The organism is Paenibacillus lacisediminis, from assembly GCF_046567315.2.
The window spans coordinates 112,773-126,655 of record NZ_JBKIAX020000001.1; the positions used below are offsets into that span (position 1 = coordinate 112,773).

General features: G+C 48.0%; 14 protein-coding genes. 10 read left to right on the forward strand and 4 right to left on the reverse strand.

The genetic code is table 11. The features are described 5' to 3' along the window. The first annotated feature begins 96 nt into the window (after positions 1 to 96). The 5 genes from ACLD72_RS00570 (at position 97) to ACLD72_RS00590 (ending at position 4,737) form a co-directional block, all read left to right on the forward strand. The gene (locus tag ACLD72_RS00570) at positions 97 to 576 is read left to right on the forward strand and encodes a DUF6530 family protein (RefSeq protein ID WP_251589945.1); all 480 of its coding nucleotides are present in this window, start codon (positions 97 to 99) and stop codon (positions 574 to 576) included. Positions 577 to 905: 329 nt separating this feature from the next. Beyond that, entirely contained in the window at positions 906 to 1,724 is an 819-nt protein-coding gene (locus ACLD72_RS00575; protein ID WP_410995173.1) for a MerR family transcriptional regulator, read from the forward strand. 122 nt (positions 1,725 to 1,846) lie between these two features. Further along, a complete protein-coding gene (locus ACLD72_RS00580; RefSeq protein WP_458475539.1) occupies positions 1,847 to 2,452 on the forward strand; it encodes a DUF554 domain-containing protein in 606 nt (201 codons plus the stop codon). 20 nt (positions 2,453 to 2,472) lie between these two features. Further along, on the forward strand, positions 2,473 to 3,180 hold the full coding sequence (locus ACLD72_RS00585; RefSeq protein ID WP_410995171.1) for a B3/4 domain-containing protein: 708 nt from the start codon (positions 2,473 to 2,475) through the stop codon (positions 3,178 to 3,180). Positions 3,181 to 3,453: 273 nt separating this feature from the next. Beyond that, positions 3,454 to 4,737 carry an MFS transporter gene (locus ACLD72_RS00590; RefSeq protein ID WP_410995169.1) on the forward strand — a complete coding sequence of 428 codons (1,284 nt, stop codon included), beginning with the start codon at positions 3,454 to 3,456 and terminating at the stop codon, positions 4,735 to 4,737. 475 nt (positions 4,738 to 5,212) lie between these two features. Here ACLD72_RS00590 and ACLD72_RS00595 read toward each other — a convergent pair whose 3' ends face one another. Continuing rightward, positions 5,213 to 5,560: a winged helix-turn-helix transcriptional regulator gene (locus ACLD72_RS00595; protein ID WP_410995167.1), complete on the reverse strand. Its 348-nt coding sequence runs from the start codon at positions 5,558 to 5,560 to the stop codon at positions 5,213 to 5,215. Between the two features lie 202 nt (positions 5,561 to 5,762). Here ACLD72_RS00595 and ACLD72_RS00600 point away from each other — a divergent pair, with 202 nt between their 5' ends. Further along, positions 5,763 to 6,293, forward strand: a complete 531-nt coding sequence (locus ACLD72_RS00600; RefSeq protein ID WP_410995165.1) for an NAD(P)H-dependent oxidoreductase — start codon at positions 5,763 to 5,765, stop codon at positions 6,291 to 6,293. 47 nt (positions 6,294 to 6,340) lie between these two features. On the opposite strand, the gene ACLD72_RS00605 is transcribed toward ACLD72_RS00600, so the two are convergent. Further along, complete coding sequence (locus ACLD72_RS00605; protein WP_410995163.1) at positions 6,341 to 6,994, reverse strand: GntR family transcriptional regulator; 654 nt, start codon at positions 6,992 to 6,994, stop codon at positions 6,341 to 6,343. A gap of 152 nt (positions 6,995 to 7,146) precedes the next feature. On the opposite strand from ACLD72_RS00605, the gene uxuA reads away from it, so the two are divergent. The 3 genes from uxuA (at position 7,147) to ACLD72_RS00620 (ending at position 11,038) form a co-directional block, all read left to right on the forward strand. Further along, entirely contained in the window at positions 7,147 to 8,223 is a 1,077-nt protein-coding gene (gene uxuA, locus ACLD72_RS00610) for a mannonate dehydratase (RefSeq protein ID WP_410995161.1), read from the forward strand. Continuing rightward, positions 8,223 to 9,836, forward strand: coding sequence for a mannitol dehydrogenase family protein (locus ACLD72_RS00615; protein ID WP_410995160.1), 1,614 nt, complete (start codon positions 8,223 to 8,225; stop codon positions 9,834 to 9,836). The genes uxuA and ACLD72_RS00615 overlap by 1 nt, the downstream gene beginning before the upstream one ends. 179 nt (positions 9,837 to 10,015) lie before the next feature. Continuing rightward, entirely contained in the window at positions 10,016 to 11,038 is a 1,023-nt protein-coding gene (locus ACLD72_RS00620; RefSeq protein WP_410995158.1) for a LacI family DNA-binding transcriptional regulator, read from the forward strand. A 71-nt stretch (positions 11,039 to 11,109) separates the two neighbouring features. Here the strand turns inward: ACLD72_RS00620 and ACLD72_RS00625 are convergent, their stop codons facing one another. Next, positions 11,110 to 12,069: a sugar kinase gene (locus ACLD72_RS00625; protein ID WP_410995156.1), complete on the reverse strand. Its 960-nt coding sequence runs from the start codon at positions 12,067 to 12,069 to the stop codon at positions 11,110 to 11,112. 266 nt (positions 12,070 to 12,335) lie between these two features. Here ACLD72_RS00625 and ACLD72_RS00630 point away from each other — a divergent pair, with 266 nt between their 5' ends. Further along, positions 12,336 to 12,974 (forward strand): bifunctional 2-keto-4-hydroxyglutarate aldolase/2-keto-3-deoxy-6-phosphogluconate aldolase, encoded by a 639-nt coding sequence (locus ACLD72_RS00630; RefSeq protein WP_410995154.1) that lies wholly within the window; start codon positions 12,336 to 12,338, stop codon positions 12,972 to 12,974. A 296-nt stretch (positions 12,975 to 13,270) separates the two neighbouring features. Here ACLD72_RS00630 and ACLD72_RS00635 read toward each other — a convergent pair whose 3' ends face one another. Next, entirely contained in the window at positions 13,271 to 13,693 is a 423-nt protein-coding gene (locus tag ACLD72_RS00635) for a hypothetical protein (RefSeq protein WP_410995152.1), read from the reverse strand. Between the last annotated feature and the right edge of the window lie 190 nt (positions 13,694 to 13,883).

Genomic DNA, 13,883 nt, shown 5'->3' on the forward strand with positions numbered 1-13,883 from the left:
CTATGGACACGGATTTGACTCGCGGTAAAATTCAAGATAAGATGAAACCGTCGTTTAGTAAATTAGTAAATAGGGAAACGGAATGAGGGAATAAAGATGAAAATACCTACAACGTTAAAACATAAACCAGTGGTCGTGTCGGAAAATTATGAGAAGATTGATGGACGAATGGCCGGAAACACGGACGCGAAAGGCCTTTCCCTGGGCTTGGCCCAGTGGAACGATCGAGGCAAGGTCGATATTTCAGCCAAGGTATGGAGATACACGGGTGAAAAATGGTCAAGACAATCGGAGGAACTGCCTCTCCATCGTGTTCTTGATTTGTCCATTCTGATTTGCCGGTCGCTGGAACATTTTCGCGAAGCCTATCGTTACAAGGATTTATATGACCCGGAAAAGCCCGTTATCGACCGGGTTGGTTTGCAAGGTGATGCCATGAACGTGGAGATATGTACGGACAATGAAAGAATTAATGAAGATATTAAGCTTTTCAGCCAAGCGTTAAGCGATGACGATGAGTTGATCGGTGAGCGTTTGCGCACGTTATCCAAAATATTAAAGGATATGGGGTATTAAAATCCGAACCATTGAAGATTGGCGCAAGCAAGCCTACTAATTTACTTGTATAGTTGACCGCATGCTGCATTAATGTCCGTTCCGAATTGTGTGGGGATCAAATTGCGCATGTTCATTTGAATCGTTTTCTCCTCGAAGTAATATATACTTTTCTGCCTGTATCACGAATATGCTGATCCAACTTATTCTCCAATGGTGGAAACTGTAATTCGTCGATGCCCCAACACTATCCTAGGCTTCACCTTTTAAATGACATTTCAACTTAAGAGTTTTAATTTGCCATTTATCTTGGTAGTGTAACTTTATCCATTATAAAAAAGAGGTGCATTATGAATGAACTATTTTCAATAGGAGAAGTTTCCAAACTGTTTAATATAGATGTCCGCCTGCTTCGGCACTACGATAAAATATCCTTGCTGAAGCCGGAGTTTATCAATGAAGAAAATGGTTACCGGTATTATTCTACACGTCAATTTGAGTGCCTGAATACGATCCGTTATCTTCGCTCTTTAAATGTGCCGCTTCCTATTATCCGTGAATTTTTTGAAAATCGCGATGATAAAAAAATGCTTGAAATTCTCATGGAACAAAAAAGACAGGTAGATGAGGAACGGAAACGACTGGATCGGATAGAAAAAAAGATTCACAGTAGGATTCTGCAAATTGAAGATGCCTCACAAACTGAATATGGCAGAATAGAAGAGCGCAAACTGGACGACAGAACACTTGTCATGCTGAAGAAAGAAATCTCCATTGCAGAGGATCTGGAACATCCTATCCGTGAATTGGAGCAAAAGAATTCTCTCAACTCCGTTATGTTTCTCGGAAAGGTTGGTGTATCGATTTCATGCGAAAATCTATTGAAACGGAATTTTGATAAATTTTCTGCCATTTTTGTTGTTCTTGAGCCAGGGGATGATGATGTGGAAGACACCTGTTGTCTGCCGGGCGGAAGTTACCTCAGCCTGCGCTTTCACGGCACACACAAGGAAGCTGAGCCTGCCTACATCAAAATGTTTGAGTACATGGAACAAAAGGGATATGTTCTCGCCGGAGATTCACTTGAATTTGCTTTAATAGATTACGGACTCACCAATGATCCTTCAAAATTTACTACCGAAATACAAATTCCATATAAAACAACTTGACCCTCCAACTATTGGAGGGTTTATTGTGTTTCAAAAAGGAGTGGAATAAATGTTAGGCACTATTGTAAATACTGCTGCTATTCTGATTCGGCAGTGCAGTTGGAGCATGTCTGAAGAAAGGAATAGGGGAAAAACATCAAAATGCATTATATAACGCTATGGGACTTGCAGCCTGTGGTCTAGGCATTCACGCTATTGTTCAAAATATGCCAAACAGCCATTTCCCAGTGATGTTTATTATCAGTTTGGCAGCAGGTAGTCTGATGGGTTCCATGTTGAGTTTGCATGAAAAGTTTGAAAAACTTACTGCGAGTTTTACAAAAGGAAATATTGGGCCAGGACTTTCCACGGCAATATTGTTGTTTTGTGTTGGAACATTATCGATATTGGGCCCAATGGAAAGTGCTCTTCATGGTGACAACACTTATTTGTATACAAATGCAACACTGGACTTTGTCACTTCGCTGGTTTTGGCATCAACCTATGGAATTGGAATTGCTTTATCTGCGGTACTGTTATTCTTATGGCAAGGGGGGATATATCTTTTTTCAGGATATTTATCGTTTTTTTTTACTACAGAATTATTAACTGAAATCTCGCTTGTAGGTGGTTTCCTAATCTTTAGCTCAGGTCTTTCCATCTTGAAAATCAAGGATTGTAAGGCTCTGAACATGTTGCCGTCCTTATTTGTGCCAATTCTGTGGTTCTTGATAAAAACTGTAATCTAACACATAAGGAGGAAATTACCGTGAAATTTATTGTTCAACCGGAGGTTTTTCAAGTTCTGAATGATGTCTGCTTTGCATTAGTTTCGGCATCTGGCATTGATAATACGCAGAAGTTACCTGAAATCGAAGAACTGCTGCAAAAAAGGGTTATGTGTTGTGAAAATGATTTTGCAAACAAAGAAGTAAAGAAAAGCGAGGAAATCAGTTGTTATCGGAATGCATTTCGCGCAATGGATGTAAATCCCAACAAATATATGTGCTCAATAGAGGCATTGCTGACCCGAATATCTAAAAGGAAGGGTCTTCCATCTATAAATCCTATTGTTGATTTGGGAAATGCCATTTCATTAAAATATAAAGTTCCCATTGGTGCGCATGATCTTAACAGTTCTAACGAGGATTTTTACGTACGTCACTCTCAAGAGGGAGATATCTTTATTCCATTTGGCGAAACCGCAGGCGAGCTGATGGATATTGGCGAAATCGTATATGCTGCCGGGCATTCTGTTCGTACTCGAAGATGGATTTGGCGACAAAGTGAACTGGGTAAAATCACTAGTGGGACCAATAGCGTAATATTCCCTATTGATGGCTTTGAGCATGCCAATAAAGAACAGCTTTTGTCCGCACAAGATGAACTTGCAACTTTGCTGAAACGATATTTTAATTGCAAGGTGCAGACAGGTTGGGTTGATTCTGACAATAGAATGTTTAATGTCAGTTCATAGACTTTGTGATTATTTTTACGGTAAATTTGATTTTATCTAAAACCACCGGATTCCAAGGCTTCAACTGGATTTCGGTGGTTTTTCTGTCTTAGAATATATTGTTCTCCCAAATCGCTACCCTTGCTTTACACTGTTATTACTGGTAGTCCAGACAATGAATTTCCTTTATAAATAAAAGAAGGGAAATTAAGGGTTTGTATAGAATATATTAAACTTGACATATAAAGGAATTGAAAAATCAGCGAGGCTATGCAAAAGAAAAGGGGAATTTTTTTGATTAAGCGGTCTTTTTATTATCTGTGGGGGTCTCAGACGATCTCTAATGTTGCGGATATTATCTACATGTTGAGTATAACGGTATTGGTGTTCAGTTCAAGCAATTCTCTACTGCAGACCACTTTGATTCCGTTGTTCCGTTTGTCTGCCCAAGTGGTTAGCGGGCTGGTTGCACCTATCATTCTCGGTCGGTTCAGGCTCACGCGGATTTTGCTGTTCTCCCAACTTGGGCAGTTTGTCATTTTTACACTGCTGCTTCTTTACTTGTGGACCGTGCCTGGGCAAGGGTCGTTTCTTTTCATTTTTGTGATGGTGTTTGGCATGTCATTTCTGGACGGATGGACCAACCCGGCACGAAATGCGCTTGTCCCCCGCTTGGCCATCGGTGAGGGACTCATGCGCGCAAACAGCTTGGTAGCCGTCAGTGATCAAGTAGTTAAATGTGCAGGATGGGCGCTCAGCGGGATTGTTGTAGCCTGGCTTGGTTCAATGAATACGCTTTTGATCGCATCCTGTTGTTATTTGTTGGCTGCAACGGTCACTTCGTTCATTCGTGATCCGCTGGATGATCAGGAATCAGGCTCCGAATCTATATCCGCTACTCAGCCGGCGGCAGCAACCGAATCCAAGGGCTCTCATTGGAAAGAACTTGGGGAAGGGTGGAAGATTATTTGGCATAACCGCCGCATTCGTTCTCTGATGATTGTGGACAGTATAGACACCATTGGGGGAACCTCCTGGCTTGGTGTATTTATTCTGGCGTATGTAACCCAGGTGCTGCATAAGGATGCAAGCTGGTGGGGGTTTATGAACGCCTCCTTTTTCTCCGGTATGATTCTGGGCGGGCTGGTTGTTGTTGGTTTGGTCAAACGGCTGCAAAAGAACAGCTATTTGTACATGCTGGGAGCCTTGTTCGTGTATGTGCTGATTACGGTAGTGTTTGCTCTCAATACGATCCCGGCCGCTGCGCTTGTTCTTTTTGCCGTCTCAGGATTACCGGTGCAAATGGCCGGAATTATTCGCCGTACCTTGCTGCAAACAAGTGCTCCGGTGGCACAACTCCCAAAAGTGATGGCAGGGATTGACGTGCTTACGAACCTTGGCTTTGGTTTATCTTTGTTGTTCCTGGGCTGGTATGCAGACCGCTTTGGAATGGTACAGGTGTACCTGCTGGCTGCGGCAATGACGACAATTGCTGTCTTGATCGGGTTGTTCTATCGGAGGGATTTTCAGGAAAGTGCGCAAGTGGATCATCCCACTGTCAGGGACATAGGGATTTGAAGCTGCAGTGGTTTTTCTGTCTTAGAACATTTCAAATTCGGCTTATCCCGGCAACCGGTCGTGGCAAGAAAAGCCGGAAGGGCGTTGAAGGCGTGAGGGCAGGGGAGGCCGGTGGGGTGGTCGGCAGATCAACATCCGCTATCCGGACGCTTTGCATGATTATGCCGTTTGATCAGGGAAGCAGAGAAGAAGATAAATTCAGGAGAAAAAGATATGTTTGTAAGAAGCAGACATGTTCGAGATCATTAGACAGGTTTGTGGGAAGGAGGTTTGGGGCATGACACCGGGAAAAATGAAAAGGCCGTGATCTTGCTGCAACCTGAATCCGTTTGCATCAATGCCAGCACCATTCAAGCACTTCTATCAGGCCGCAGCCGCAAAGGGCAGATTCCCTTAACGAAAGGGATAATCGTGCAAAGAGGCATGCAGGGACACCAAGACACGAATGCTATATATAGACAGCCGCCTCGATCCGTCATTTCTTCAAACTCTCAATATATTCCAAGTGCTTGAAGCCCCAGTTGCACATATCACCAAGCACTGTCGCCAGCGTGTGACCGTGCTCGGAGATTGAATATTCGACCTTAGGCGGAATTTCTTGATAAATGCGGCGGTCGATCAGCCCATCGCGTTCCAACTCTCTGAGCTGATTTGTGAGCATTCCTTGCGTAACGCCGGGCAGCAGACGTCTCAACTCTCCGAACCGCTGGGTTCCTTCATTTAGAAGAATGAACAGAATCAGGGGCTTCCACTTGCCGCCGATCACATCAAGCGTAGCCAGAATGCCTTCGGTCGTATTTGCGTCTCGTATTTTGGTTTGCATTTGTACGCCCCTCTCCGGTGAAGATTTCCGTTACTACAGGTTACTTTAACAGAATCGATGGAAATGTTAAAGTACTCTCCTTTTCCGTACTCAGTATGGTTTACCGTACTTAGTACAATGAAACTGCGTACTTTTCAAAAATGATTTTCTCGACAATAATGGGGGAGCATTCCACCAAACCTGACACGAAAGGATGATGGTCATGAACATCATGGTTATCGTAGCTCACCCCGATTTAAATCATTCTAAATTGAACAAAGCGATGGCGGCGGAAATAGAACAGCATTCGAACATTCATGTTCGCGACCTGTATAAGGAATATCCGAACTGGCAGATCGACGTTGCTAGAGAACAGCGGCTGCTGCTGGAATACGACCGCATTGTGTTTCAGTTCCCTCTGTACTGGTACAGCTGTCCGCCGCTGCTGAAAAAATGGTTCGACGATGTGCTGACCTTCGGATGGGCGTTCGGGCCCGGCGGCGACCATTTGAGGGGCAAAGAGTTTGTCGTGGCGACAACGACAGGCGGGGAAGAGAAGGGATACCGCGCTGGCGGACACAATTGGTTTACGCTCAGCGAATATTTGCGACCGATCCAAGGAACACTGAGCCGGTGCAACGGGACTTATTTACCCGCCTTCGTCTCTTACAGCCCATCGCCCGAGGAGCTGCCGAATGAGGTCAGACGGTATGTTCAGCATATTATGAGCCCTATGGCCGCATTGGCCCAATAATCAAAGGATAAGCGGGGCCTTTCGCCCCGCTTTTAATATAAAAAACGCTAAGCTTTAATATACTCCGAGAAATTCTCCTGCAAGTACCGTGAATTAATATCCTCCCGCAAATGATGGTCGATCAATTCGTCAAGTTGATCTATTTCCTTATGCATCATAAATTCGAGAATGGTTAGATGCTCTTTATGGATTTCCACCAGCTTTTCTTTCCTCAGCATATGCAGTCTGCGGTATCTGGCGTAATGGACATTGGACTGCTGAATCAAATTCCACAGGAATTCTCGCCCGGTCAGGCGAAACAGGGATTGGTGAAAGGCATCATCCAGGTTCAGAAATCGTTCGCTATCTTCGTCCTCTGCGATGACGGCCTGCTGCTTGTCCAGGATCTCCCTGAGCTCATGAACTCCTTTGAGCGGGAGGTGGGCGGACAAATCTTTGATGATTTCTTTTTCGAGCACACTTCGCAAATAAATCATCTGTTCGACCGACTCCAAATCAATAAAGGAAACAAGGTTGCCTTTTTTGGGATAGATATCGATATAGGATTCCAGACTGAGATGTTTCAGCACATCGCGAAGCGGGGTCCTGGAGATTCGGAAACGTTCGGACAGGGCGGTCTCGCTTAGAATGGCGCCGGGCTTTAGCTTCAGGGTAAGGATTTCGGTTTTTAGTGATTTCATGATCTCATCTTTAATGGACATGTTGACTCCTGCTTTGGTTTTTGTGTTTATCTAGTATACATCATGTTAACACAAATAAAATTCAGGCCGGGTGATAAATCTTACAGACGCTTCTCAATCTTGTATTTTATGATCAACTCAATCTTGTATACAAGAAGGAGGAGATCATTGAAATGAATATGACATGGCGCTGGTATGGGGAAGGGAACGACAATATTACGCTTGACCATATTCGGCAAATTCCCGGAGTAATGGGAATCGTCTGGTCCTTGCATGACAAGGTGGCCGGGGAAGTATGGGAAATGGAACGGATTCAGGAAGTGGCGGATCAGATCACAAGCAAAGGCTTCAGCACCGCCGTCGTGGAGAGTGTCAACGTTCATGATGATATCAAAATCGGCTTGCCGACACGCGACAAGTATATCGACATTTATATCGACACCATCCGCAAGTTGGCCAAGGTTGGCGTTAAGGTGATCTGCTATAATTTCATGCCGGTTTTTGACTGGTCGCGTACGGAACTGTACAAGGAGCTCCCCGATGGCTCGAACGCGCTTTTTTATGAAAAGGCTGCCATTACGGATGATCCGCGGGAGATGGTGGACCGGATTCTGAAAGGTGCCGGAGAATTTACGATGCCTGGCTGGGAACCGGAACGGTTGGCAAAGCTGGATGAGCTGTTTGCCGCTTATGCGGATGTGACGGAAGAGAAGCTGTTTGAGAACCTGAAGTATTTTTTGGAGCGCATTATTCCGGTATGTGAAGAAGTGGATATCAAAATGGCGATTCACCCCGACGATCCGGCTTGGCCGATCTTTGGCCTGCCGCGCATTATCCGCAGCCGGGACACCATCCGCCGCATGCTGGACGCCGTAGATAGCCCATATAACGGCTTGACATTCTGCACGGGTTCGCTGGGAACGAATCCGGAAAACGATCTGCCGGCGATGATCCGCGAGTTCCATGACCGGATTCATTTTGCCCATATCCGTAATGTGAAAGTGTTTGATAACGGAGATTTTATCGAGGTGTCCCATCGCGGGCGTGACGGCAGCGTAGATATTGCGGAAGTTGTCAAAGCCTATCACGAAAACGGATACACCGGTTATGTGCGTCCCGATCACGGGCGGCATTTGTGGGGGGAAGAGAAGAATTGCCGTCCAGGCTATGGCCTGTATGACCGGGCGCTGGGCGTGATGTATTTGCTGGGCGTTTGGGACAGCCTGGAAAAGGCTAGGGAGGCAAAATAATGCTGCGTCTTAGCCGGGAAAGTCTGAAGGCTGGCCGATCCGCCTGGGAGGCGGCGGGCGTTGAGCTGCCGAAGTTCGAGCTGGAAACGGTAGCGAAGAATACGCGAGCCAATCCGCAGTGGGTTCATTTTGGCGCCGGCAACATCTTCCGAGGATTTGTGGCCAACGCCCATCAAAAGCTGCTGGACAACGGCAAAGCGGATACCGGCATTATCGCTGCGGAATCGTTTGATTTTGAGATGATCGACAGGGTCTACAAACCTTATGACAATCTGACGCTGCTGGTGCTGATGAATGCGCGTGGCGAATTTCAGAAGAAAGTGGTTGGCAGCATTGTCGAAGCCATCGCCGCAGACAAAAACCGGGAAGCGGATTACAGCCGCTTGATCGAAATCTTTGAGCACCCGAGCCTGCAAATGGCCAGCTTCACCATTACGGAAAAAGGGTATTCCCTGACAGGGCCGGACGGCCGGTACCTCGGCATTGTGGAGAAGGATATTGAAAACGGTCCCGTACAGCAGCCGATTCATGCAATGAGCCTCGTCGCCTCGCTGGCTTACCGCCGTTATTTGAACGGCCGGTATCCGATGACTTTCGTCAGCATGGACAATTGCTCCCATAACGGAGACAAGTTGAAGCACGCCGTCTTGACGATTGCCAAGGAATGGGCAAAGAGAGGTCTGGTTGAAGGCGGATTCATCGACTATCTTGAAGATGAACACAAAATTACGTTCCCGCTGTCCATGATCGATAAAATTACGCCGCGTCCGTCGGAAACGGTGCAGGCGGCGCTCCTGGAGCAGGGGATCGGCGATATGGATGTGATTGTCACTTCCAAGAATACGTATACTGCGCCTTTCGTCAATGCGGAGATCAGTGAATATCTGGTGATCGAGGACAAGTTTGCAAACGGCCGTCCACCGCTTGAGGAAGCCGGGATTATTTTCACGGACAGGGACACCGTCAACAAAGTGGAAACGATGAAAGTTACGACCTGCTTGAATCCACTCCACACCGCACTCGCCGTATCCGGTTGTCTACTAGGGTTTACGCTGATTGCGGATGAAATGAAGGATGGTACGCTGCGCAGGTTCGTGGAAACCATCGGTTACACCGAAGGACTGCCGGTAGTGGTCGACCCCGGCATCCTGAGTCCCAAGGGGTTTCTGGACGAAGTGCTGCAGGAACGTTTTTCGAATCCGTTTATTCCCGACACCCCACAGCGGATCGCGACCGATACCTCGCAGAAAGTGGGCATCCGTTTCGGTGAAACGATCAAATCCTACATTCGCCGTGAGGACCTTGATCCGGCAAAACTTACGGCCATCCCGTTGGCGATCGCAGCCTGGTGCCGTTACTTGCTGGGCGTGGATGATGAAGGCAAGCCGTTCACTTTAAGTCCGGACCCGCTTCTGGAAACGCTGCAGGGGCATTTGGCAGGGGTACGACTAGGCGATAAAACCTCGGGAGTCCGCGCCATTCTTGAGGATGATCAGATTTTTGGCGTCTCCTTGTACTCGATCGGACTTGGGGAGAAAATTGAGAACATGTTCTATGAAATGTCGGAGGCTCCGGGGGCCGTGCGGAGAACGCTGGATAAATATTTGAAATAAGTTCGTATATTTGGAAGCCTTTCTGGAAACAGACGGAGGTAGGGACAAACAAGGTATGTCCTGAATCGTGTTTGTGAAAGAAGGGCTTTTTTTACTTTAGGGCTATCTGACCGCAATCTGTGTTATTATGGAGGATATGAACTGTTTTTGCACAAAACGGAAAGAGCGGAGCTTTGACGATGAAAAAGCTGACTATCGACGATGTCGCCCGTAGGGCCGGCGTTTCCAAAAGCACAATATCCCAGTACTTGAACCAGCGGTATAAGTATATGAGCGAAGCGACGCGGCAGCGGATCGCCGAAGTCATAGAGGAATTGGATTATCGGCCGAACGGCCTTGCCCGCAGCCTGAAGCAGAATCGCACTCATCTCGTCGGGGTCATTGTGGCAGATCTCGACTATACTTTGTCTATCCAGTGCGTTAGAGCCATCGAAAGCGAGCTGCAAAACCAGGGGATTCAGGTTTTGATCTGCAATGCTGACGAAAACCCGGAGAAGGAGCAGCTCTATATTGAAACACTGATTGCCAGACAGGTTGACGGTTTGATCGTGTTCCCTACGGGGCATCAATCCTCGGCCTACAGCCGTCTCGGCGAACTGGAGATGCCGTTCGTTTTCATTGACCGGCTAGTTGACGGCGTTAGCACCCAGAGCCTGCTGCTTGATAACGAAATCGCCGCCAAGTTGGGAGTAGAAGAGCTGGTTCATAACGGGCATACCCGGATCGGCATGATGACGCTGCCGCTTGGGGAGCAGGGGATTACTCCACGCAAGGAGCGGCTGGGCGGATTCCGCAAGGCCATGGAGGAGGCGGGCTTGCCGCTGCGAGAAGAATATCTTGTGAGTGCCCCGGCGCAGGAGATCGGAGCCCGGCTCTCGGAACTAATGGCGCTTCCGGAGCCGCCGACGGCGCTGATCGCCGGTAACGATATTGTGCTGGCCGAGCTATTGAAGGCTTCCAACCGGCTGGGGATTTCCATTCCCGAGCGACTGTCGGTCATTGGCATAGACGATGCCGATTTTGCCCGCATCTACGATCCGGTTATCACAACGATTTGTCAGCCCACCCATGAGATGGGGGTTCAAGCTGCTAAGGTCATTCTTTCCGGCATCGAGGATCGGGACAGACCGATACCTATTACGTACCGTTTTCCGCCCGCGCTTCGACGTGGGGAGTCGGTGAAAAAGATGGAGATTCGGTAAAGCCGGCAAGAACCTAAAAGGACTTTGACTTCCTCAGCATTTGGAGGTCAAAGTCCTTTTATATGGTGATTTTAGCTGACAGTTACGGCGGATGCCATAAATGCCTCCAATTCAGCGCGGCTTGGCAGGCCGTCCGAGTCGCCCGGTGACATAACCGCCAGCGCGCCGATCGCATTCCCCCTGGAGACAGCCGCGTGTACTTCCAGCTTCTCCAATAGTCCGCTAATCACGCCGGCGGCGAATCCGTCGCCCGCGCCGACTGTATCGACAACCCGTTCCACTTTAAAGCCCGGCACAAAGCCGTGGCCTTGCAAGCCCTTGTAGAAAGCCCCGCCTGGCCCCATTTTGATGACCACCAGCGAGACGCCCTGTTTGAGATAGAAATCGGCAATCTCCTCAGGCTCCTCCAACCCGGTTAACAGGCGCCCTTCGCCGATGCCGGGAAAAAACCAGTCGGAACGGCAGGCCAACTCGTTGATCGTCCGAATCATCGTCTCCTGGTCGCTCCATAATACCGGCCGCAGATTGGGATCAAAGGATATCGTTCGGTTCTGACTTTTCATATAGTCCATGGCATGGCGTGAGAATTCCAGCATGGATGGTGAAAGCGCGGCCGAAATACCCGTGACGTGCAGATGACCGGCTGAAGCAAAGTAAGCCGGGTCAAAGTCGGCGATACCAAGGGTGGAGGCTGCGGACCCTTTACGGTAATATTCCACCTTGGGATCACCGTTTAGTACTCTGGATTTTAGAAGCAGGCCGGTCGGTTTCTCATGAGTTAACCTCACCCTGGAGGTGTCGATGCCCTCTCTGTTCTGGGTATCCAGAATATATCGCCCCAGGCTGTCCTCTCCAAGCTTCGTGACATAGCCGGTTGGATGACCGAGACGGCAGAGACCGGTCGCCACATTGCTTTCGGCTCCAGCCAATGCTTTGGAGAAAGCAGCAGCTTCGTGAAGTTCGCCGACCTCATCGGCGCGGAACATGACCATCGGTTCGCCGAAAGTAACGGCGGCCAAGGCTTTTGACATGTAAGATTCCCCCTAAAGACTAATTATTCTCAAAATATCATATAAACCGGTTTTGTACAATGCTGGACTTTATACTTACCTTAGAAATACAAAATGATTAATCAGAAAATAGTTGATTTTATTGAGTTATATTGGAATTATAAAAAAACGTTGACGGAGCTGATGATTGTGTTTAGTATCAAGTTGAAGCAGAAATTAGTAGGTTTCAATTTCATTTTGATAAAATAATTTAGTAAATTTTATTATGTGTAAAGGAGAAGAGTTCTATGAAGAAGTTAAAAGTGTTGGGAAATTTGCAGGAATGTGGCGTAGTAGCGGTAATCCGGGCGGATAATGCGGAAGATGCCTGTAAAATGTCTGCAGCCTGTATTGAAGGCGGCTTAACCAATATAGAAGTGACGTTCACAACGCCGGGCGCGGAAGAAGCCATCCGCCGGCTGGTATCCGAGTATGGAAAGCAGGCGGTCGTCGGCGCCGGTACTGTGCTTGATCCGGTTACGGCGCGGATTGCCATTCTAGCTGGGGCGGAATTTGTGGTCAGTCCATCGTTCGAGAAGGAAACGGCGCAGCTTTGCAACCTATACGGGATTCCTTATATGCCGGGCGTTTTGACGCTGAGTGAAATCAAGGAGGCGCTGAAGCTGGGGGTTGATGTCCTGAAATTGTTCCCGGGCAGCGCTTTCGGTCCCGATTTCGTCAAGGCGGTTAAGGGCCCGATGCCGCATGTCAGCATCATGCCAACGGGCGGCGTTGATCTTGAAAATATGGAACAGTGGCTTAAGGCTGGCTGTATCGCCGTCGGGATCGGCAGCAACCTTACGGCTCCGGCGAAGCAAGGCCGCTACGACCAAATCACGGAGTTGGCGGAAGCCTATGTATCCAAGTACCGGGCACTAAGTAAATAGAATGAGGCGGGAACACTGCTAAGTTGTTAAGAGATGGCCCCTGTATGGATCAGGGGTTATTTTATTTTTTTTCTTGAAAATAACGTATATATAAGTTGAACTAAAGAAGGCTCAACCTAATAATCAGTGCTTGACAATCAAGCCGGCAACCGATCGTGGCAAGAAATATCGGAAGGGCGTTGAAAGCTTGAGGACAGGGAAGGCTGGTGGGGGGGGGGGGCGGCAGATCAACATCCGGTGGCCGGACGCTTTGCACGATTATCCCGTTTGATCAGGAAGCAGAGAAGCAGATACATTCAGGCCGTTCTCTTTTTCTTCATTATACCAAACATGTGTTCTCTAATCAAGAAAATCTCACTGAACCGGTGCTTCCGTTTCTCCAGTACGATAGGATATAAATACTCGGCGAACTCCTTCATGGTCCGGTCTTTTTGCTGTTCGATGTCGGTATAAGCTTCCAAATTATAAGGGAGGAAAAGAATGTCGGACCATGCTTTGATCTGCTCGCGATCCCGGGAGGGAACCCCGAGCAGATCCGCGATAACGGTAACCGGCAGCGGAATCGCCAGCTGTTGGATGATATCGGCGACCGGTGCGCCTTCCATATCCGCGATCAGCTCGTCGATGATCTCCTGGATCCGGGGCTCCTTCTTTAAGGCTGCGGGGAGTAAACGCTTGGGCGAGAAGCGCGCGCCGTTTGCGATGCTCCGGCGGATCAACCTGGTTGACGTTGCTCCGGTTATCCATTTGTCTGGGAGTCGAAATCAAACTTCGTTCCTTTTTGTTGGAGAACAGCTCATGGTCGAACAGCACTCGCTTGGCATGGTCGTATAAAAACACGTTCCAAACATCCTGCTCGGCATCGTAGTGGACGGGGGCATTGTCCCTCATGTCCTTGTACCAGGCATA